This window comes from Amorphoplanes friuliensis DSM 7358 (assembly GCF_000494755.1).
Classification (GTDB): Bacteria; Actinomycetota; Actinomycetes; order Mycobacteriales; family Micromonosporaceae; genus Actinoplanes; species Actinoplanes friuliensis.
In genome coordinates this window covers 2,830,182-2,848,798 of record NC_022657.1, presented here as the reverse complement: position 1 = coordinate 2,848,798, position 18,617 = coordinate 2,830,182, and the positions used below count along the sequence as shown (strand labels likewise).

At 70.1% G+C, this 18,617-nt stretch carries 13 protein-coding genes; 9 read left to right on the top strand and 4 right to left on the bottom strand.

Going from position 1 to position 18,617, the window contains the following annotated elements; all coding sequences use genetic code 11:
* Positions 1-9: 9 nt before the first annotated feature.
* Positions 10-720 (bottom strand): DJ-1/PfpI family protein, encoded by a 711-nt coding sequence (locus AFR_RS13220; RefSeq protein ID WP_041840832.1) that lies wholly within the window; start codon positions 718-720, stop codon positions 10-12.
* A 93-nt stretch (positions 721-813) separates the two neighbouring features.
* Positions 814-3,897 (bottom strand): alpha-mannosidase, encoded by a 3,084-nt coding sequence (locus tag AFR_RS13215; protein ID WP_041840831.1) that lies wholly within the window; start codon positions 3,895-3,897, stop codon positions 814-816.
* Positions 3,898-3,988: 91 nt separating this feature from the next.
* Between AFR_RS13215 and AFR_RS13210 the strand changes: the two genes are divergently transcribed.
* Entirely contained in the window at positions 3,989-4,624 is a 636-nt protein-coding gene (locus AFR_RS13210) for a TetR/AcrR family transcriptional regulator (protein ID WP_023360968.1), read from the top strand.
* Positions 4,625-4,754: 130 nt separating this feature from the next.
* Positions 4,755-6,026, top strand: a complete 1,272-nt coding sequence (locus AFR_RS13205) for an MFS transporter (protein ID WP_023360967.1) — start codon at positions 4,755-4,757, stop codon at positions 6,024-6,026.
* A gap of 53 nt (positions 6,027-6,079) precedes the next feature.
* Here the strand turns inward: AFR_RS13205 and AFR_RS46070 are convergent, their stop codons facing one another.
* Both AFR_RS46070 and AFR_RS13195 read right to left on the bottom strand, forming a co-directional pair.
* Entirely contained in the window at positions 6,080-7,279 is a 1,200-nt protein-coding gene (locus tag AFR_RS46070; protein WP_274519508.1) for a GMC family oxidoreductase, read from the bottom strand.
* A gap of 38 nt (positions 7,280-7,317) precedes the next feature.
* On the bottom strand, positions 7,318-7,875 hold the full coding sequence (locus AFR_RS13195) for a hypothetical protein (protein ID WP_023360965.1): 558 nt from the start codon (positions 7,873-7,875) through the stop codon (positions 7,318-7,320).
* A gap of 184 nt (positions 7,876-8,059) precedes the next feature.
* Between AFR_RS13195 and AFR_RS13190 the strand changes: the two genes are divergently transcribed.
* Genes AFR_RS13190 through AFR_RS13160 form a run of 7 tightly spaced genes read left to right on the top strand, consistent with a single transcriptional unit; the run spans position 8,060 to position 18,596 of the window.
* Positions 8,060-8,848, top strand: coding sequence for an alpha/beta fold hydrolase (locus tag AFR_RS13190; protein WP_052359380.1), 789 nt, complete (start codon positions 8,060-8,062; stop codon positions 8,846-8,848).
* A complete protein-coding gene (locus tag AFR_RS13185; RefSeq protein ID WP_023360963.1) occupies positions 8,845-10,473 on the top strand; it encodes an FAD-dependent monooxygenase in 1,629 nt (542 codons plus the stop codon). Before AFR_RS13190 ends, AFR_RS13185 begins: the two co-directional genes overlap by 4 nt.
* Before the next feature lie 18 nt (positions 10,474-10,491).
* Positions 10,492-12,594, top strand: a complete 2,103-nt coding sequence (locus tag AFR_RS13180) for a hydantoinase/oxoprolinase family protein (RefSeq protein WP_041840830.1) — start codon at positions 10,492-10,494, stop codon at positions 12,592-12,594.
* Between the two features lie 11 nt (positions 12,595-12,605).
* The gene (locus tag AFR_RS13175) at positions 12,606-14,933 is read left to right on the top strand and encodes a hydantoinase B/oxoprolinase family protein (protein WP_023360961.1); all 2,328 of its coding nucleotides are present in this window, start codon (positions 12,606-12,608) and stop codon (positions 14,931-14,933) included.
* Positions 14,930-16,417, top strand: coding sequence for a sugar ABC transporter ATP-binding protein (locus AFR_RS13170; RefSeq protein ID WP_023360960.1), 1,488 nt, complete (start codon positions 14,930-14,932; stop codon positions 16,415-16,417). The genes AFR_RS13175 and AFR_RS13170 overlap by 4 nt, the downstream gene beginning before the upstream one ends.
* A 29-nt stretch (positions 16,418-16,446) precedes the next feature.
* The gene (locus tag AFR_RS13165; RefSeq protein ID WP_023360959.1) at positions 16,447-17,442 is read left to right on the top strand and encodes an ABC transporter permease; all 996 of its coding nucleotides are present in this window, start codon (positions 16,447-16,449) and stop codon (positions 17,440-17,442) included.
* Between the two features lie 41 nt (positions 17,443-17,483).
* Positions 17,484-18,596, top strand: a complete 1,113-nt coding sequence (locus AFR_RS13160) for a sugar ABC transporter substrate-binding protein (RefSeq protein WP_023360958.1) — start codon at positions 17,484-17,486, stop codon at positions 18,594-18,596.
* The last annotated feature ends 21 nt before the right edge of the window (positions 18,597-18,617 follow it).

Here is an 18,617-nt window from a genome sequence, read left to right as displayed (position 1 = left end):
CGGTCGGCTCTACTTCGCCCAGACGGTGCCGCGAGCCTCGTATTCCAGGATGGTCTCCACGCGTACGGCCACAGCCGCGCCGATCTCGCGGCGGACCAGGTGCAGTGCCAGCTCCAGGCCCGAGGTGACGCCGGCGGAGGTGACCAGATCACCGTCGTCCACCACGCGGGCGTCGATCACCTCTCCCCCGCGAGCGGCCAGCTCCTCCTTCGCGCCGGTGTGCGTGGTGCACGGGCGTCCGGCGGTCAGTCCGGCCTCGGCCAGCAGAATGGCACCGGTGCACAGTGAGGTGACCAGCACTCCGTCCTTCACCGCGGCGGCGAGCTTGCGGGGCAGGTCACCGTCGGCGATCTCGGCCCAGATGCCGGGTCCGGTACGCCGGGCGAAGCCACCGCCGGGTACGACGATCAGGTCGGCCTCGCCCGGCGACCAGCCATTCGCGACGGTGACCTGCGTGCCGAACGCCGCAGTGACAACGCGCGGCGCGCCGCTGGTCACGTAGCCGACGCGCACCGCTCCGGAGCTCTGACGACCGGCGAGGGAGAACACCTCATAAGGGCCGACAAAATCCTGTTCCTCCACGCCGTCGAACAGCACGATCTGGACCCGCATCGGATGCTCCGGCGACCATCCCTTGGTGGCGGCCCGGGCCGGCGCCCCCAACCCGGCTGCGGCGGCTGTTCCGGCCAGGGCCGATCCGAGCAGACTTCTGCGTTGCATCGTGACTCCCCACTATCGGCATATGGAGGTAAGTCGATGGCGGGAGCCGGAAAGTGCCCGGCCGGTTCCACCTTTTGTGACGGGAAGCCGGCCTCAGCTCTTCGCACGCTCTGGAGTGATGCGCAGCGTCACGATCTGGAACGGCCGGAACTCGAGTTCGATGCTGTCCGGGGAGTGCCACTTCTGCTCGTCGACAGGACGCTCGAGGAGGTCGGTCGACCAGGCGGTGGTGAAGGCGAAGCCCGGCCGGATCAGCGAGCGCACCCGTGTTCCCGCTGCCTCGTAGAGCCGCACGATGAGGTCGCCGGAACGGTCCTCCGCCAGCTTGACCGCTTCCACGTACACCGACGGCGCCGAGATACTCACGACGGGCTCGACGCCGTGGTCGGCGTTGTCCACGGCACGGGCCGGAAGATTCATGCGGTAGCCCGCGGACGCCGCGTGGAGGACGTCGGCAGCAACACCGAGCGAGGTACGCAGCACATGAACACCCTGGTCGGCTTCGGGGTCCGGGTACTTCGGCGCCCGCAGCAGCGACTCACGGACCAGCGTGGTGGTCCCCCCGTCGTCGCGGACCGACCGCGTGATGTCGTGGCCGTAGGTGGACCCGTTGGCGACCACGGCGCCGAAGCCGCCCTCCGACACGTGCACCCACCGGTGCGCGACCGTCTCGAAGCGGGCGTGGTCCCAGGTGGTGTTGACGAAGGTCGGCCTCAGGACGTGACCGAACTGGATCTCCGAGGCGGCCTGGTCGGCCCGCAGGTCGAGGGGGAACGCCAGCTTGAGCAGCTTCTCCTGCTCGTGCCAGTCCACGGTTGTCTCGATCTGCACCTCGGCGTCACTTCCGGCCAGCCGGTACCGCTGGACCACGGAGGAGTTGCCGTAACTGTGCCGTACCAGCAGGTCCCGGTCGGTGATCTCGACGGAGTCCGGGGTCCGCAGCTCGGTCACCGACCGCTGGTAGGAGCGGTCGATGTCCCACGCCTCGAACATGGCGGGGATGTCCCGGAAGATCTGCAGCACCGACGCTGCCTCGCCCGGCGCGATCAGGTCCCGGCCGGTGTTCCGGTCGACGAACGAGACGAGGAGACCGGTCGTGTCGAAACGCACGACAACACGGTCGTTCTGCAGCACATAACCGGAGTCGGTCCGCTCCGGGGCCACCGCCGGCCCCGGAGCGCCGGCAACCGTGGCGCCCAGGGCCGTGACGGCATCCGCGATCACGGGGGCGGCATTGAAGACGACCGTCTCCGTACCGTGGCCGGCCAGGGCCCGCTGGGCGGTGCCGATGAGCTCCTCCAGCCGGACGGCGACCTGCCGGTAGTGCTCCTCGGCCTCGTCGTGCACCCAGGCGATCGCCGATCCCGGCAGGATGTCGTGGAACTGTTGCAGCAGCACCGTCTGCCAGATCGATTCGAGCTCACCGTACGGGTAGTCGATCAGCCCGCGGACCGCGGCGGTGGCGCTCCAGAGCTCGGCTTCACGCAGGAGGTGTTCGCTGCGCCGGTTGCCCAGCTTGGTTCTGGCCTGGCTCGTGTACGTGCCGCGGTGCGCCTCGAGGTACATCTCGCCGTACCAGACGGCGGGCTCGGGCAAAGTCCGCCGGGCCTCGGCGAAGAACTGCGACGGTGAGCCGAGCGTGACGCGCGGGGCGCCCTCCAGGTCACCGTTGCGGCGGGCTGCCCCGAGCATCTCGGGGGTAGGGCCTCCCCCGCCGTCGGACCAGCCGAACAGGGTCAGCGAGACGTTCGAAGCGCCCCGTTCGGCGTACTGGCGCTGGGCTTTGGCCAGATCGGCGGCGCCGAGGTCGGAGCCGTAGGTGTCGTTGGGCGGGAAGTGCGTGAAGATCCGGCTGCCGTCGAGGCCCTCCCACAGGAAGGTGTGATGCGGCATCCGGTTGGTGTCGTTCCAGGACAACTTCTGGGTCAGAAAGCTGTCGGTACCCGCTGACAGGGCGATCTGCGGGAACGCCGCGGTGAAGCCGAACGAGTCCGGCAGCCACGCCTCGCTCGACAGGATGCCGAACTCCCGGAGGAAGAAGTTCTGCCCGAGCAGGAACTGGCGCACCAGAGCCTCTCCGCCGGGCATGTTCGCGTCGCTCTCGACCCACATGCCACCGACCGGAACAAACCGTCCCTCGTGGACCCGCTCGCGAATACGCTCGAACAGCTCCGGATAGAACTGCTTGACCCAGGCGAACTGCTGGGCGCTGGAGGCGGCGAAGACAAAGCCGGGGTCGGCGTCCATCAGCGTCAGCACGTTCGAGAAGGTGCGCGCGGCCTTGCGAACGGTCTCCCGGGTCGGCCACAACCACGCCGAGTCGAGATGCGCGTGGCCCACTGCCACGATCGAGTGGGCGCTCGGGTGGGCGGGTGAGGCCAGGACGTCGCTCAGCACGCTGCGGGCCGGCGTGACCGTGGTGGCGATGTCGTCCGGGTCGAGGATGTCGCACATCCGCTCGAGGGCATGGCGGATCGCCGCCCGGCGCGGCGACGCCGGGTCGAGCTGGCCCAGCAGCCCCATGAGAACGGAGACGTCCTGGAGCAGCGCGTCCACCGCGAGATCCCGTTCGACCAGGGCGACCTGGCGCAAGGTGTAGATGGGGTCGGTACCCGCCGTCGCCGGGTCACCCAGGTGGAGCACGTCCGCCCTGCGCGGCGAGGCGAATCCGGACGGCAGTGGTGCACCCCCGGCCGCCGAGGCGAGCGTCGTGACGAAGAAGTGCTCGAGCATGTTCGGGTTCGACGCGGCCTCGACGTAGAAGTCGATCTCCGCACCACCGGCCGGGTCGACGTCCACCACGTGGTTGAACGGCTCGATGCCCTTCACGATCGAGCCGTCGGGCCGGTACACCAGCGCTTCCGCCTGGAAAGCCGGCAGCAGTCCGCTGAAGCCGATGTCCACGAGCAACTGGACCGTGGTGCCGTCGTGTCCCCAGTCCTCCGGCACCTGCCCGGTGACGTGGAACCACGTCGTGCCCCACGGCCTGCTCCAGCGGTCGCCGGCCGAGAACGGCTGGAAGGACTGGCTGACGGCTTCCGCGAACGGGACGGGCTCGCCGGGCACTTCCCAGGCCGTCACCGTGAGAGGGGCGACGCGGCGGAAAAGGCGCGGACCGAGCCGGGTGCTCACCAGGTTGCCGATGCGCATTTGCGCCTGGGTGTCGTTGTCATGCATGGCTGAAAAGTAACACTGAAAAGTTCCAACCGGAACTTTCTTACCTCACTAGAGTTTCCGCAGAGACACCGGGCGACAGGAGGGGGCGAAAATGCCGAACGAGGCGACGCAGAAAGCTTCGTCGGTCTCCGGCACGGGATCCCGCGGGCGCTACCCCAAGGGAATCCTCCGCCGCCAGCAGATCCTCGACCGCACCATCGAGGTCTACGCCGACCTCGGACTCGAAGGCACCTCGTTGCGCGCGATCGGCGACGCCATCGGGGTCAGCCACGCCGCCCTCCGGCGCTACTTCGACACCCGCGAGGAACTCTTCCTCGAAGTTCTGCGCGAGAAGGACCGCCAGGCCCTGGCCGAGGCCCACGAGACCGGGATGGATCGCAAACCGGGGTTCGCGACCATGGCGGCGAACTACGCACTGCGGGCACCGGGGCTGATGGCCCTGCGGCACAGCATGGTGGCGCGGGCACTGGAACCGGGCAACGAGCACTCGCTCGAGTTCTTCCGCGCCCGGTACCGGACGATCCGGCAGGAAGCCAGGGTCATGCTCGAGTTCGCCCGCGAGCGCGGAGCCGTCCGCGACGACATCCCGCTCGACACGGCGGCCGCCCTCCTGATCGCCGCCCTCGACGGTCTGTCCACCCAGTCACTGCTCGACCCCGAGGCCGACATGTACGCCGGCATGGGACTGCTCGAGCACCTGCTCTCGACGGCCGAACCGACGACCTGAGCGCGGCCTGAGCTGCGCGGCACCTCCCGGAAGGATGTCCGACAAGAAAAGTTCCACCCGGAACAATTCGGTGTTACGGTTCGACCACGCGGCGGTAACTGCCGTGTCACCTCAGGTCAGAGGACTCAACGTGGACGAATCGAACAGCACCCCAGTCCTTACCAGCGCCGGCCCGCCCGCCCCGCTCAACGCCGCCGCCGCGGGATCCCGGTACGCCTTCGTGGCGATCCCGCTCGCCCTGCTGGGCTGGGCGATCGCCCTGGTGCCGCCGCTGTCCATCACGATCGCCCTGCGGCTGCGCGAACTCGACCTCGACCGGTCCGCGGCGAATCTCGGCATCGTCCTCGGCGTGGGAGCCCTGTTCTCCTTCATCACCAACCCGCTCGCCGGACGCCTGTCCGACCGCACCACCAGCCGCTTCGGCATGCGCAAACCATGGATCTTCGGCGGCGCCGTCATCGGCTACCTCGGCATCGCCGTCATCGCGTACGCACCGAACGTGGCGCTCGTCGTCATCGGCTGGAGCATCGCGCAGATCGGGCTGAACTTCTGCCTCGCCGCCCTGATCGCCATGCTGCCGGACCAGGTTTCGCCCGACAGCCGGGGCCGGGTCGCGTCGTTCATCAGCCTCGCCCAGAACGTCGGCGGCGTGGGGGCCGCCTTTCTCGTGCAGCTCTTCCCGATCGGCGCACTGCAGGGCCTGGTCCCCAGCCTCGTCGGTGTCGTGCTGATGCTCGCGGTCGTCGCGCCGATCAAGGACCGGGTCCGCACGGAGCGGCCGACCGAGCGGTTCGACCTCAAGACCCTGTTCGGCTCGTTCGTCTTCAACCCGCGCCGCTATCCCGACCTCGGCTGGGCCTGGCTGACGCGGTTCTTCCTCAACACCACGCAGTTCACGGCCACCAGCTATCTCACGTACTTCCTCATCGCCGAGTTCGACGTCAGTGACGCCGACGCGCCGACGATGGTCTTCAAGGCCGTACTGGTCAACGCGATCGGCCTGCTCATCGTCACCCCGATTCTCGGCTGGCTCTCCGACAAACTCGGCCGCCGCAAGCCGTTCGTCATCCTTTCCTCGCTGATCGCCACCGCCGGTCTGATCGTCATCGCGTTGTCCTCGACGATCCCGATGCTGCTGCTGGGCGAACTGATCCTCGGCGCGGGAGTCGGAGCCTTCTTCGCCGTCGAGCTCGCCCTCATCGCCGACGTGCTGCCGAACGAGGAGACCGCGGGCAAGGATCTCGGCGTGGCCAACCTGGCCCAGTCGCTGCCCCAGTCGCTGATCCCGATCGCGGCCCCCTCGGTCATCGGCGCCTTCGGCTACCCCGGGCTCTTCCTCGGCGGCGCCCTGTTCGGCATCCTCGGCGCCCTCGGCGTGACGCGCGTCCGCAAGGTCCGCTGACCCTCCGGCGGTCGCCCGCTCCCGTACACGGACAGGGCGGCCGCCGGCCGGGCTCAAGCCACGGCTTTCCCGTGCCGGATCAGGTCGCCCGCGATCCAGCCGATCGCCATGCTCGGGGCAACCGTGTTGCCGGTCGTCAGCGTCGGCATCACCGATGCGTCGGCGACCCGGAGCCGCTGCGTCCCGCGTACCCGCAGGTCGTCGTCCACCGCCCCCTCGGGACCGAGCGCGCACGTACCGACCTGGTGGTTCCCGGCAAAGCCGTGCTCGAGCACGTACCGCAGGACGCTGTCGTCGTCCGAGACCTGCGGACCGGGGGCCGTCTCACTCGCGGCGGAGGCGAACGGATCCGCCTCGAGGATCTGCCGGACCCGGCGGAAAGCGGCGACGGTGAGGTCGCGGTCGTGACCGGTGGACAGGTACCCCGGCACCAGCCGCGGCGGGTGGTGCGCGCTCGGACCGGTGAGGTGGATCGACCCGGTGCTGGTCGGCGCGTGCGGATAGAACCCCACCGTGACGCCGTCGCCCGCGTCCGCCCCGGCGGAGGTGCCGTCGTGACCGGACACCGAGACCGGGGTGAACAGCACCTCCATGTCGGGGCCGGCCACTGCGGGGCTCGAGCGCAGCACCGCGAGGACGGTGGTGCCACCGTGGGCCAGCGCACCGGAGCGCCGGAGCAGGTACCTCGCGGTGGTGCGCAGCCGCGCGGCCGGCGTCACCAGCTCCCGGTTGCGCCCCGGGACACCGCGCAGCCGCAACGCGAACACGGCACCCCGATGTTGCCGCAGGTTCTCCCCGACCGCCGGGTTGGCCGCAACCATCGGTACGCCCCCGGCCGCCAGCACGTCCGGGTCGCCCACGCCGCTGCGCTCCAGCAGCAGCGGGCTCTCCATGGTGCCCGCGCACACGATGACCTCACGGCGGGCCGTGAACCGGGCCTCCCCGTCGGGGGTCATCACCTCGACACCGGTCGCCGTCGTACCGTCGAAGATGATCCGCCGCACCTCACAGTGGAGTTCGAGCCGAAGGTTCGGCCGCCGCGTCGCCCGGTGGAGATAGGCGCGGGCCGCACTCATCCGGGTCCCGCCGGCCACCGACAACGGCGCGTACGCGACCCGCTCGTGACCGGAACCGTTCAGGTCCTCGAACGCGCTGATCCCCTGCTGCACCAGCGTCCGGATCCACAGCTCGCACGAACACGCGGCAGGCCGGGTCGGCGCTGAGCCGGTCGGCCAGCACCGACCCGGCGGCACCGCTGCCGACGATGATGTAGTCCGCGGTGTCGTCCATGTCAGTTGCCCTTCGGGGCGCGACCGAGACGGACGGCCGCGATCAGGAAGAAGATCGCGCCGGGAATGGCATAGGCGACCGCGTTGGTCAGCATCGGGTCGGCGGCGGAGGCAGCCACGAGGAAAGAACCTCCGGCGAGCACCGAGAGGCCGCCGCTGATGATCATCGGCCACTGGCCGCCCATCGCGCGGCGCGTGACCGCCACGATGAGCTGGATCGCGCCGGCCACGATCGCCCAGGCACCCCACACCCGCAACACCGCCGGGATGCCCGAGGAGCCGGCGACGGCCAGAGCGCCCGCCGCGAACGTACCGACCGCGACATTGAGGTACAGCAGCGCAGGCGATCGGGTGGCTGCCGACGACTGAGCGTCGACGACCGTAGCGGCCACATCGACCAGGGGATAGAGCACAAAGAGCGTCACGACCAGCGGATGAAGATCACCGGCGATCGCGAGCATCACGCCGGCCCAGACAACGGCGAACGCAAAACGGAAAAAGTACAGCCGTCGCAGGGTTGCGGCCGTCGTCGAGATGTCGGGCACGACAAGAGTGGTCATGGCAGATCCTTCCGCCTAAGATAGAACGAACGTTCTGTACCACCATGACCCGGCGGCAGGGGGACTGGCAAGACCGAACGTTCTCCTCGTATGAACGGCCAATTTCCGGCGTGTGATCAAGCTGCTCGTGACAAGCGTCACCCCAGTAGATACTGTGTAGCGTACGTTACATACAGGAGGTCACATGGCCGAAAACTCCGCCTCGGGAGGGCCCGCGGCCAGGCCCGTGCTCGTGCTGCTGCACGGCGGCGGACCGGGGGTCGACGCGGCCGGCAACTGGCGCACCGTCCTGCCCCGGCTCGCCGAGCGCTTCGAGTGCGTCACGCCCGACCTGCTCGGCTTCGGTACGCAGATCGGCCCGGCCCCCGACCGGGAGTGGCCGCACGGCCCCGCGGCCTGGGCACAGGAGCGCGCCGACCAGATCCTGCGGCTGCTCGACAGCCAGGGCCGGCGCCAGGTCCATCTGCTGGGCAATTCGGCTGCCGGCGGAGCGGCCGCTCTGGCGTTGATCGCTTCCGCGCCGGAGCGCGTCGACCGGGCCGTGGTGATGGGCGGTGCGGGCACCGGTCCCCTGCCGGCCCGGGTGCCGTTCTACGACGAGCCGACCCGCGACTCGATGCGGGCCACGCTGGGCCGCCTGGTCGCCGACGAGAAAGACCATCTGGAGCTGCTCGCCCAGCTCACCGACATCCGGTACGAGCAGGCGCTGCGCCCGGGGGCCGAAGCGGCGTTCCGCGCCATGTTCGACGCCGGCCCCGGTCATCCCGCACCGGTCGACCCCGCTGCCGTCACCCGCCCGGTCCTCGCCCTGCACGGAGAACGCGACCGGGTCGCACCCACCGACGTGTCGGAGCGCCTGGTAGCAGCCCTGCCACAGGCCCGGCTGGAGGTGGTGGCCGGCGCCGGCCACTGGATCCACGTCGACCGCCCCGACGAGTTCTGCGACAACGTAGAGAGGTTCCTTCTGTCATGAGGCACGCAGGTGACCACCCGGAGAAGGTCGGCGTCCTCATCGTCGGCGCGGGACCGACCGGACTGACCCTGGGTATCGATCTGGCCCAGCGCGGGGTGCCGTGCCTGATCGTCGAGGCCACCACCGAGCGGCCGGTCAACCCACGGTGCAACACCACTTCGGCACGCTCGATGGAGATCTTCCGTCGGCTGGGAGTCGCCGACGGCATCCGCCGGGCCGGGCTTCCCCTGGACTACCCGACCTCGATCCAGTACCGCACGACGCTGCGCGGCACCGAACTCTTCCGCCTGACGTTCCCCTCGTCCGGTGAGGTGCTCGACGGCGCCGGCCGGGCGGACTGGCCCACACCGGAACCCCAGCACCGGATCTCCCAGCTCTATCTGGAGCCGATCCTGGAGGAGCACGCCCGCCGGACGACCGGTCTGACCCTGGAACGCGACTGCCGGCTGGTCGAGCTGCGGCCACACGCGGACCACGTCGAGGCGGTTGTCGAATCCGGCGGGCAGACCCGGGTGCTGCACTGCGACTACGTCGTCGGCTGCGACGGGGCGCACAGTGCCGTACGCCGCGGCCTCGGCGTGCGCTACCAGGGGGTCGAGGCGATCCAGAAGTTCGTGTCGACGTACCTGCGGTCGGCCGACCTGGGCCGCCTCGCCGCACGCGATCCGGCCTGGACCTACTGGATGTTCGGCCGCGTGCAGTCGTCGCTGATCGCTATCGACGGCGGGGACCGCTGGCTCCATCACGTCGCCTTCGCCCCGGACCACGACACCGACGCTGAGGACCCCGGGAAGCTCCTCGATGAGGCCTTGGGCGGTCCGGTGGAGCACGAGGTGCTGGGTGTGGTCAGGTGGACCGGTCGGCAGCTGGTGGCCGAGCGCTACCAGGACGACCGGGTGTTCCTGGCCGGCGATGCCGCGCACATCTGGATCCCGGTCGGCGGATTCGGGATGAACACCGGGATCCAGGACGCCGCCACGCTCGGGTGGATGCTCGCGGCGGTGTACCGGGGCTGGGCGCCGCCGGAACTGCTGCGCGCCTACGAGCTGGAGCGCAAGCCGGTCGGGGAACAGTTCGCCGGCGCCGTGGGCCGGGCCGCACGGGCCTCGCTGGCCGAGGTCTCGCCCGACATCCACATTCCGGGCGAGGCCGGCGACCGGGCCCGGCACGAGTTCGCCCACCGGCTGGCGACGACCGAACCGCACCGCTACTCCCCCGACGGCTTCAGCTTCGGCTACCACTACGCGCACTCGCCGCTCGTGCTCGACGGCGGCGAACAGCCCGCGATCGAGATGGGCGTCTACGACCGCCGGGCCCGCCCGGGTTTTCGGCTCCCGCACACCTGGCTGCCCGACGGAACGCCGGTCCTCGACGCGCTCGGCCGGGAGTTCACGCTCCTGCGGACCGCCGGCGGTGACGCCGATGCCTTCAAGGCCGCGGCAGCCGCACTCGGCATACCGCTGACCGTGCTCGATCTGGGCTCACGGTGGCCCGAGCGCTACCCCGCCGACTTCATCCTTGTCCGCCCCGACCAGCACGTTGCCTGGATGGGAGACGCCGCGACCCGGCCCGGGGACGTCCTCGCCGCTGCGACCGGCCGGCTTCTCGTCTCTCCGGCGTCCTGACAGCAACAGGAGAACCACATGGCATACGCACTAGGAATCGACGTGGGCGGCACGTTCACCGACGCTGTCGCCTCGGACGGCGCCGACCGCATCGTGTCGGCGAAGACGCCCACCACCCCGCCCCAGCGCGAGATCGGCGTGCTGCGGGCGCTCGAGGAGCTGGCCCATGAGCTCGGCATCGACGTGCCGCAGCTGCTGTCGGAGACCGACTTCATCGCCCACGGCACCACCGCCTCGATCAACGCTCTCGTACAGGGAACGGTCGCCGACGTCGGGCTGATCGCCACCAAGGGCCACCGCGACTCGATCTACATCATGAACGCCGAGGGCCGGACGCTCGGCCGGTCGGCGCACGAGATCCAGGACACCCTCCGGCAGCGCAAGCCGGCGCCGCTGATCCCGAAGAACCGCGCCCTGGAGGTCACCGAGCGCATCGACTACGCCGGCAACGTGCTCGTGCCACTGGACGAGGACGAGGTCCGGCAGGTCGCCCGGACCCTGGTCGACCAGGGCGTCGAGGCGATCGCGGTCTGCCTGCTGTGGTCGTTCAAGAATCCGGCGCACGAGCAGCGGATCCGTGAGCTCATCCACGAGATCGCGCCGGAGCTGTACGTCACGCTCTCCTCCGACGTCAGCCCGCGCATCCGCGAGTTCGCCCGTGCCTCCACCACGATCATGAACGCGCAGATCGGGCCACGACTGCGTAGCTACCTGACACCGCTGCAACAGCAGCTCGAGGACGGCGGTCTGCAGGGACCACTGCTGGTCATGCAGAGCGAAGGCGGCACGATCACCGCCGACCGCGCGCCTGAACACGCCATCACCACGGTCGGGTCGGTGCTGTCCGGCGGGGTGATCGGGGGCCAGCGCCTGGCCGCACAGCTCGGGCACCGCAACGTCATCACGACCGACGTCGGCGGCACCACGTTCCTGGCCGGGCTGATCGTCGACGGCGAGCCGGTGATGGCTCCCGGCTCGATCGTCAACCAGTTCCCGATCAACGCCGCCACCATCCGGGTGCACACCATCGGTTCCGGCGGTGGCGCGCTCGCCTCGGTGGACAGCGGCGGCAATCTGCGCCTCGGGCCGCAGAGCGCCGAGGCGGTCCCCGGACCGGCCTGTTACGGCAACGGCGGCACCCGGCCGACCAACACCGACGCCAACCTGGTGCTGGGCATCCTCGGCGAGCGCGGACTGCTCGGCGGACGCAAGCCGCTGCGGATGGACCTCGCCCGCCAGGCCATCGGCGAACACGTCGCCGAGCCGCTCGGCCTTACGGTCGAAGAGGCAGCAATCGCCATCTACGAGGTGCAGAACGCTCAAGCGAGCGACCTGCTGCGCCGGGCCGTGGTCCAGGCCGGCTACGACCCCCGGGACTTCGTCGCGTACGCCTTCGGCGGTGCCGGCCCCGCGCACTGCGCCGGATACTGCCAGGACCTGGGCGTCCGCGAGGTGGTCGTGCCACTCGGCCCGGTCGCCTCGGCTTTCTCCGCGTACGGGCTGGCGGCCTCGGACGTCGTGGTGAGCGTCGAGCTCTCGGACCCGTCGGCGTTCCCGGTCGGCCGGGAGGTTCTCGAGGCGCACTTCGACCGGCTGCAGGCGGAGCTCGATCGCGCGCTGGACCGGCAGAAGGTGAAGTTCTCCGAGGTCACGATGTATCGCGAGATCGACCTGCGCTATTCGATGCAGGTCTACGAACTCGCCGTCCCGGTGCCCGACGGGGCCTTCACCGAGCACACCGGCCAGGAGATCCTCGACCGCTTCGAGCAGCAGTACGAGCGGATCAACGGCTCGGGCGCCGGCTACCGCGAAGCGGGCGTCCAGGCCATCACCTACCGCATGCGCGCGAAGGCGAGCCTCGGCTTCTCCGTCGTCCTGCCCACGATCGACGCCGCGGACGGACCGGACCCCGCGGCGGCGCTGCTCACCCACCGCCCGGTGTGCCTGGACTCCCAGATCGGCTACGTACCGACACCCGTCTACGACTACGCCCGGCTGCGCGCCGGGCACCGGATCACCGGCCCGGCGGTCGTCGAGGTGCCGACCACGGTCGTGGTGATCCCGGCCGGCGTCCTCGGAGTCGTCGACCGCCTCGGCAATCTTGTCATGAGCTACCAGTGAGGACCCCCGCCATGCGAACCACCATTCCCGGGTCGGAGATGTTCACCAGTCGCCCGATGCCCCGCGCGGAACTCCTGCGGCGGATCTCACCGAAGCTGTCCCTGCACCAGATCGACGACGAACGGACCGGTGACGTCGGGGCGCTGACCTACGAGGTCGTCCGCCACCGTCTGTGGGCCATCACCCAGGAGATGGGCGAGACCCTGCGCCGGATGTCGGGCTCGCACGTCGTCACCGAGTCCAACGACTACAACTTCTCGATCTGTGACGAGGTCGGCGAGCAGGTGCAGGTCGGCACGTACAACATCGGTCTGATCGGATCGATGGACCTGGCCATCTTCTGGACCCTGCAGCACCGCAGCGACAACCCGGGGATCGCCGAGGGCGACATGTTCCTGTGCAACGACCCGTGGATCGGCGGCGGGCTGCACCAGAACGACGCCGCGATCCTGGCGCCGATCTTCTACGAGGGACAGCTGTTCGGCTGGACGACCGCCATCGCGCATCAGGTGGACCTGGGCGGGTCACGACCGGGTTCCTTCAGCCCGTCGGCCCAGGACGTGTTCGCCGAGTCGGTACCCACCCCGCCCATCAAGGTCGTCCGGGACGGGGTGCTGCAACGCGATGTCGCCGACGCGTGGGTCCGGCGCTCCCGGCTGCCGCACCTGGTCGGGCTCGACCTGCGCGCCAAGATCGCAGCGAACAAGAACGCCGCGGACGGCATCCTGCGGCTGATCCACAAGTACGGCGCCGACACCGTCAAGGCGGTCATGCGGCGGATGATGAACGACGCCGAGAGCCGGTTGCGCGACAAGCTGAGCGGGCTGCCCGACGGCACCTGGTCGGCGGTGGGATACCAGGAGCAGTCGCAGACCGGCGACCGCGGGTTGCACGCCATCAAGGTGGCAATGACCAAGCAGGACGACCGGCTCGTCTTCGACTTCCGGGGAACGGCGGAGCAGACCGGCATCATCAACTGCCCGTATCCGGGTCTGCGCGCCGGCATCGTGTTCACCCTGCTGCCCCTGCTGGCCGGGGACATCCCCTGGGCCGCCGGTGGTCTCATGCGGTGCTTCGAGATCGTCACCGACGAGCACACCATCACCAACGCCTCCTTCCCGGCCGCAGTCGGCAAGGGACCGTTCGGCCCGGCCTGGGGTGCCGGCAACCTCGTCGCCGAGGTGCTGGCGAAGATGCTGGACGCCGAGCCCGATCACCGCCGGGACGTCCAGTCGATCTGCAACGGCACCACCGATCTCTGTGTGGTCTCCGGTGTGGATGTCCGTGAGGGCAACCGGAAGGGCTTCATCACACCGATCTTCGACGTCATGGCCGGCGGGTACGGCGCCCAGGTGCACTACGACGGCGTCGACACGGGCGGCCGATTGATCATCCCCTCGGCCCGGGCACCCGATGTCGAGATGACCGAGTACCTCTACCCGCTGGTCGCCCTCTGGCGCCGGGAGCAGACCGACTCCGGCGGGCCCGGTCGGCAACGCGGCGGGATGAGCGGTTCCGTCTGCTACGTCCAGCACCCGGACCAGTCCGAGCCGATGTCGCTGGTCGTCTCCGGCACCGGGAAGGTGGCGAACCAGAACGTCGGCCTGGCCGGCGGCTACCCCGGCAACTCCCAGCTCGATCTGGTCGTCCGGGGCATCGACCGGCCGCAGCTCGCCGGGGCGCGGACCATTCCCGCCGGACTCGACGACCTGGGCGGCCGGACCGAGGTGCTGCCGTGCGAGGGCGAGTCCCGCCTCGGCCCCGGCGACGCTCTGTACCTGCACTGGCAGGCGGGCGGGGGCTACGGCGATCCGCTGCTGCGCGAGGCCGAGAGCGTCCGTGAGGACGTCCTGCAGTTCCGGGTCTCGCCGGCGGCCGCGCGCGACGTCTACGGTGTCGCCCTGCGGGACGACCTCGCGGTCGACGTGGCCGCCACCCAGCGCTCCCGCCAGGATCTGCGGCTCCAGCGGCAGACCGACGCGGGCCTCGCCCGGTCCGGTGCGCGGCCGGTCCTGGATCAGCCGATCCCCGGCGACGCCCGCCGGCTCGACGACAACCTCGCCGTCGTGGCGACGGCGGCCGGCGCCTCCGTCGCCTGCGTCCACTGCGACCTGGTGATCGGCCCGCTGCAGGACGAGATCTACCTGACGTTGCTGGCCCGCCGGGACGCACCCCTACCGGAGGCGGGCCCGCAGATCTGGCCGGACCCGTCGGCCTACACCGACACCGAGATCGTGTTCCGCCAGTTGTTCTGCCCGGGTTGCCTGACCGCCGTCTACTCCCGGGTCGTTCCGGTCGATCACCCGCTGCCCGACGACGTGTTCCGGTCGTTCGCATGACGGCCGGGCCGGGCCGGGCGCTGCTGCGCATCGAGGGGCTGACCAAGTCCTTCGGCGCCACCCGGGCGCTGGACGACGTCAGCGTCACGATCCACTCCGGTGAGGTGCTCGCGGTGGTCGGGCACAACGGGTCGGGCAAGTCGACGCTGGTCAAGATCATGGCCGGCTTCCACACCGCGGACCACGGAACGATCGACCCGCGCAGCGAGGTGGGCCCGCCGACCGAACTGCGCTTCATCCATCAGGACCTCGGGCTGGTCGAGACGTTGTCGACCCGGGAGAACCTGGGGCTCGGCAGCGGCCGCGACGGGCCACCGTGGTTGCCGCTGCGCAAGGCGGCCGAGCGGCGGCTGGCCCGGGAGCTCACCGCCCAGTTCGGTGTGGACCTCGACGTCGACGCCCTGGTGCAGCAGCTGTCGCCGGCGGAACGGACGATCGTCGCGATCGCCCGGGCCCTGCGCGGCTGGGACCAGGACAGGAACATGCTGCTGGTGCTGGACGAGCCGACCGCGGCACTGCACGGCGCGGAGGTCGACCGGTTGATGGCGGTGGTCCGCCGGGTCGCCGAGCGCGGAGCCGGTGTGCTGTTCATCTCGCACCGGCTGGACGAGGTACTGGGCGTTGCCGACACCGTCCTGGCCCTGCGCAACGGCCGCGTGGTCGGCAACGTGCGCGGCGCCGAGGTGGACTACGCCGGGCTGGTGGAACTGGTCGCCGGCGGATCGGTCGCCGCGCTGGATCGCCGGGACACCGGCACCGGAGATCCCGTCCTCCGGGTACGAGGTCTGGCCGGCCGCTCGATCGTGGACCTGGACGTCACCGTCGACGCCGGGGAGATCGTCGGGGTGGCCGGGATCCTGGGATCGGGCCGTGACGAGGTCTGCTCGCTGATCTTCGGCGGCCGGCGGCGCAGCTCCGGGACGGTCGAACTGGCCGATCATCCGCTGGCCCCCGGCGACCTGCAGGAGTCGATTCGTCACGGCGCGGCCTTCGTACCGGGCGACCGGCACCAGGACGGCGCCGTGATGACGATGACCGCCACCGAGAACCTGATGGCGGTGCGGATCCCGGGCACTGAGAGCCGCTGGCGCCGCCTGCGGAAGAAGCACGAGGCCGACGAGGCGGCGAAGTGGTTCGCCACCTGCGGCGTGGTGCCGGCCCAGCCCTCGATGGACCTGTCGCAGTTCAGCGGCGGCAACCAGCAGAAGGTGGTGCTGGCGAAATGGCTGCGCACACGACCGCGGCTGCTGCTCCTGGAAGAACCCACCCAAGGCGTCGACGTCGGCGCCAAGGCGGTGATCCACCGGTTGATCGCCGAGACGGCCGGCGCGGGGACCGGCGTGCTCGTCGCGTCCTCCGAGGCCAAGGAGCTCGCCGAGCTGTGCGACCGCGTCCTCGTGCTGGCCGACGGGGTGGTCACCGCCGTGCTGGCCGGCGCGGAGCTGACAGAGACCCGGATCCTGCAGGCGAGTGTGCCCGCATGACCGCAACGGACACAGGAGAGCGCGACCGCATGACCACCATCAGCCCCCCGGCACCCCGCAGCGCCTGGCACGGCCTGCGCGATGCTCTGGCCTTCCGCAACATCAGCGCGATCTACATCTTCGTCGTGATGGTCGTCCTGTTCTCGATCCTCGCGCCGGACACCTTCCCCACCGTGGACACCGTCCGGATCATCCTGACCGACCAGGCGCTGACCGCAATCCTGGCCATCGGCCTGGTCGCCCCGCTCGCCGCCGGGGCGTTCGACCTCTCGATCGGCTCTCAGCTGGGCCTCGCCGCGATCGTGGTCGCCTGGCTGCTGGCCCACCAGGACTTCGGGCTCTGGACCGCGATCGCGGCCACCCTCGCCGTCGGCGTCGTCGTCGGCCTGATCAACGGCCTGCTCATCGTCAAGGCCGGGATCAGCTCCTTCATCACCACGCTGGGCATGAGTTCGGTGGTGCTGGCGGCGATCGCCTGGATCTCCGACGACGCCCAGATCCTCGACCTGGGCAGCGACTTCCAGCAGATCGCCACCTACGAGATCTTCGGCATCTCGACGTCGGTCTACCTGATGCTCGTGCTCGGCGTCGTCGTCTGGTACGTGCTCGACAACACCCACCTCGGACGGGTGGTCTACGCGACCGGGGGCAACGCCGGCGCGGCGCGGCTGTCCGGCGTACGCACCGACGTCGTCGTGGTGGCGAGCATGGTGGCCTGCGCGGTGCTCGCCGCGGTGGCGGGCATCCTGCTCAGCTCGTCACTGGCGACCGGCGACCCGACCGTCGGGCCCGGCTACATGCTGCCCGCGTTCGCCGCGGTGTTCCTCGGCTCCACCCAGTTCCGCAACGGACGCTTCAACGTGCTCGGGACGGTGGTCGCGGTGTACGTCCTCGCGACCGGCGTCAAGGGGCTTCAGCTGGCCGGTGCGCCGGTGTGGATCCCCGAGCTCTTCAACGGTGTCGCCCTGCTGCTGGCGGTGGCGATCACCCGGCTGCGGAAGTCCTCCCGCCGCCCCGCTGCCTGACCCTCTCGTTCCCCCTCCTCCGACACGAAGGACGACCCCCCATGAGAACACCCACTTTTGCGCTGGCCGGCACGGCACTGATAACGACGCTCGCCCTCCTGACCGGGTGCGGAGGTCAGGAGGATCAGGCCTCCGCGGCGATCCCGGCGGAGGCGAAGCAGAAGGCCCAGGCCCTCATCACTCCCCTGACCGGTAAGCCCGGCGCCTTCCCCATCACCGAACCGCTGAAGAACCGGGTGCCCGCCGGGACGCGGATCGCCTATGTCGACAACGGCAACGCCCTGGTGTCGCTGATCTACAAGCTGATGCAGCCCGCGGCGGCCAAGCTGGGCGTCGATCTGTACGCGGTGCGCGCCGGCACCTCGGCGAGCGGTGTGCAGAGCGCGTTCAGCACCGTCGTTCAGCAGCGTCCCGCCGCGGTCATCAACACCGCCATCGACCCCGCGCTCTGGAACAACCAGCGCAAGGAACTGGTGGCTGCGGGCATCCCGGTGATCTCGCTGGGGACGGTCGCCGGCGCGGACTCCGGGCTCGTGCAGCCCAACGGCGAGGCCGCCTTCGAGAGACAGGGTCGCCTGCAGGCCGCTTTCCTGGTCGCCACCAACGACAAGGCGGTCGACGCGGTCCTCTACGTGCACAACGAACTGGCCTACGGAACCGCGGTCCGGCGCGGCTTCGAGGAGGGACTGAAGGAGCTGTGCCCGGACTGCAGCGCCCGGGTCGTGCAGATCCCCATCGCCGAGGTCGGCAACAAGGCGCCCGAGCGCATCGTGAGCGACTTGCGGGCGAACACCGGCACCGACGCGATCGCCTTCCAGTCGTCCGCGGTTGCCACCGGGCTGCCCGCCCGGCTCAAGGTCGCCGGCCTGGAGAAGATCCAGATCGTCGGCGCGAACCCGCTGCCGACCAACCTTCAGTACCTCAAGGACAAGCAGGCGACCGTGGAACTCGGTGCGGATCTGAACACGCTGGCGTGGACCGCCATCGACACGGCCGCCCGTCTGATCACCAAGCAGCAGCCGCAGCAGAACGTGCTCGACGGCGAGGCTCTGGTGCAGCAGTTCCTGCGACCGGAGGACATCACCTTCGACCCGTCGCGCGGTTTCTCGGCGTACCCGGACGTGGCCGAGCGGTTCGCGGCGCTGTGGGGCTAGTACCATTCCGTAGGCCCACCG

Bases quoted from the DNA above. Each gene is read 5' to 3' on its own strand.
- AFR_RS13160 (WP_023360958.1), top strand. From the start codon at position 17,484: ATGAGAACACCCACTTTTGCGCTGGCCGGCACGGCACTGATAACGACG.
- AFR_RS13190 (WP_052359380.1), top strand. From the start codon at position 8,060: ATGGCCGAAAACTCCGCCTCGGGAGGGCCCGCGGCCAGGCCCGTGCTC.
- AFR_RS13220 (WP_041840832.1), bottom strand. From the start codon at position 720: ATGCAACGCAGAAGTCTGCTCGGATCGGCCCTGGCCGGAACAGCCGCC.
- AFR_RS13165 (WP_023360959.1), top strand. From the start codon at position 16,447: ATGACCACCATCAGCCCCCCGGCACCCCGCAGCGCCTGGCACGGCCTG.
- AFR_RS13170 (WP_023360960.1), top strand. From the start codon at position 14,930: ATGACGGCCGGGCCGGGCCGGGCGCTGCTGCGCATCGAGGGGCTGACC.
- AFR_RS13185 (WP_023360963.1), top strand. From the start codon at position 8,845: ATGAGGCACGCAGGTGACCACCCGGAGAAGGTCGGCGTCCTCATCGTC.
- AFR_RS13210 (WP_023360968.1), top strand. From the start codon at position 3,989: ATGCCGAACGAGGCGACGCAGAAAGCTTCGTCGGTCTCCGGCACGGGA.
- AFR_RS13180 (WP_041840830.1), top strand. From the start codon at position 10,492: ATGGCATACGCACTAGGAATCGACGTGGGCGGCACGTTCACCGACGCT.
- AFR_RS13215 (WP_041840831.1), bottom strand. From the start codon at position 3,897: ATGCATGACAACGACACCCAGGCGCAAATGCGCATCGGCAACCTGGTG.
- AFR_RS13175 (WP_023360961.1), top strand. From the start codon at position 12,606: ATGCGAACCACCATTCCCGGGTCGGAGATGTTCACCAGTCGCCCGATG.
- AFR_RS13195 (WP_023360965.1), bottom strand. From the start codon at position 7,875: ATGACCACTCTTGTCGTGCCCGACATCTCGACGACGGCCGCAACCCTG.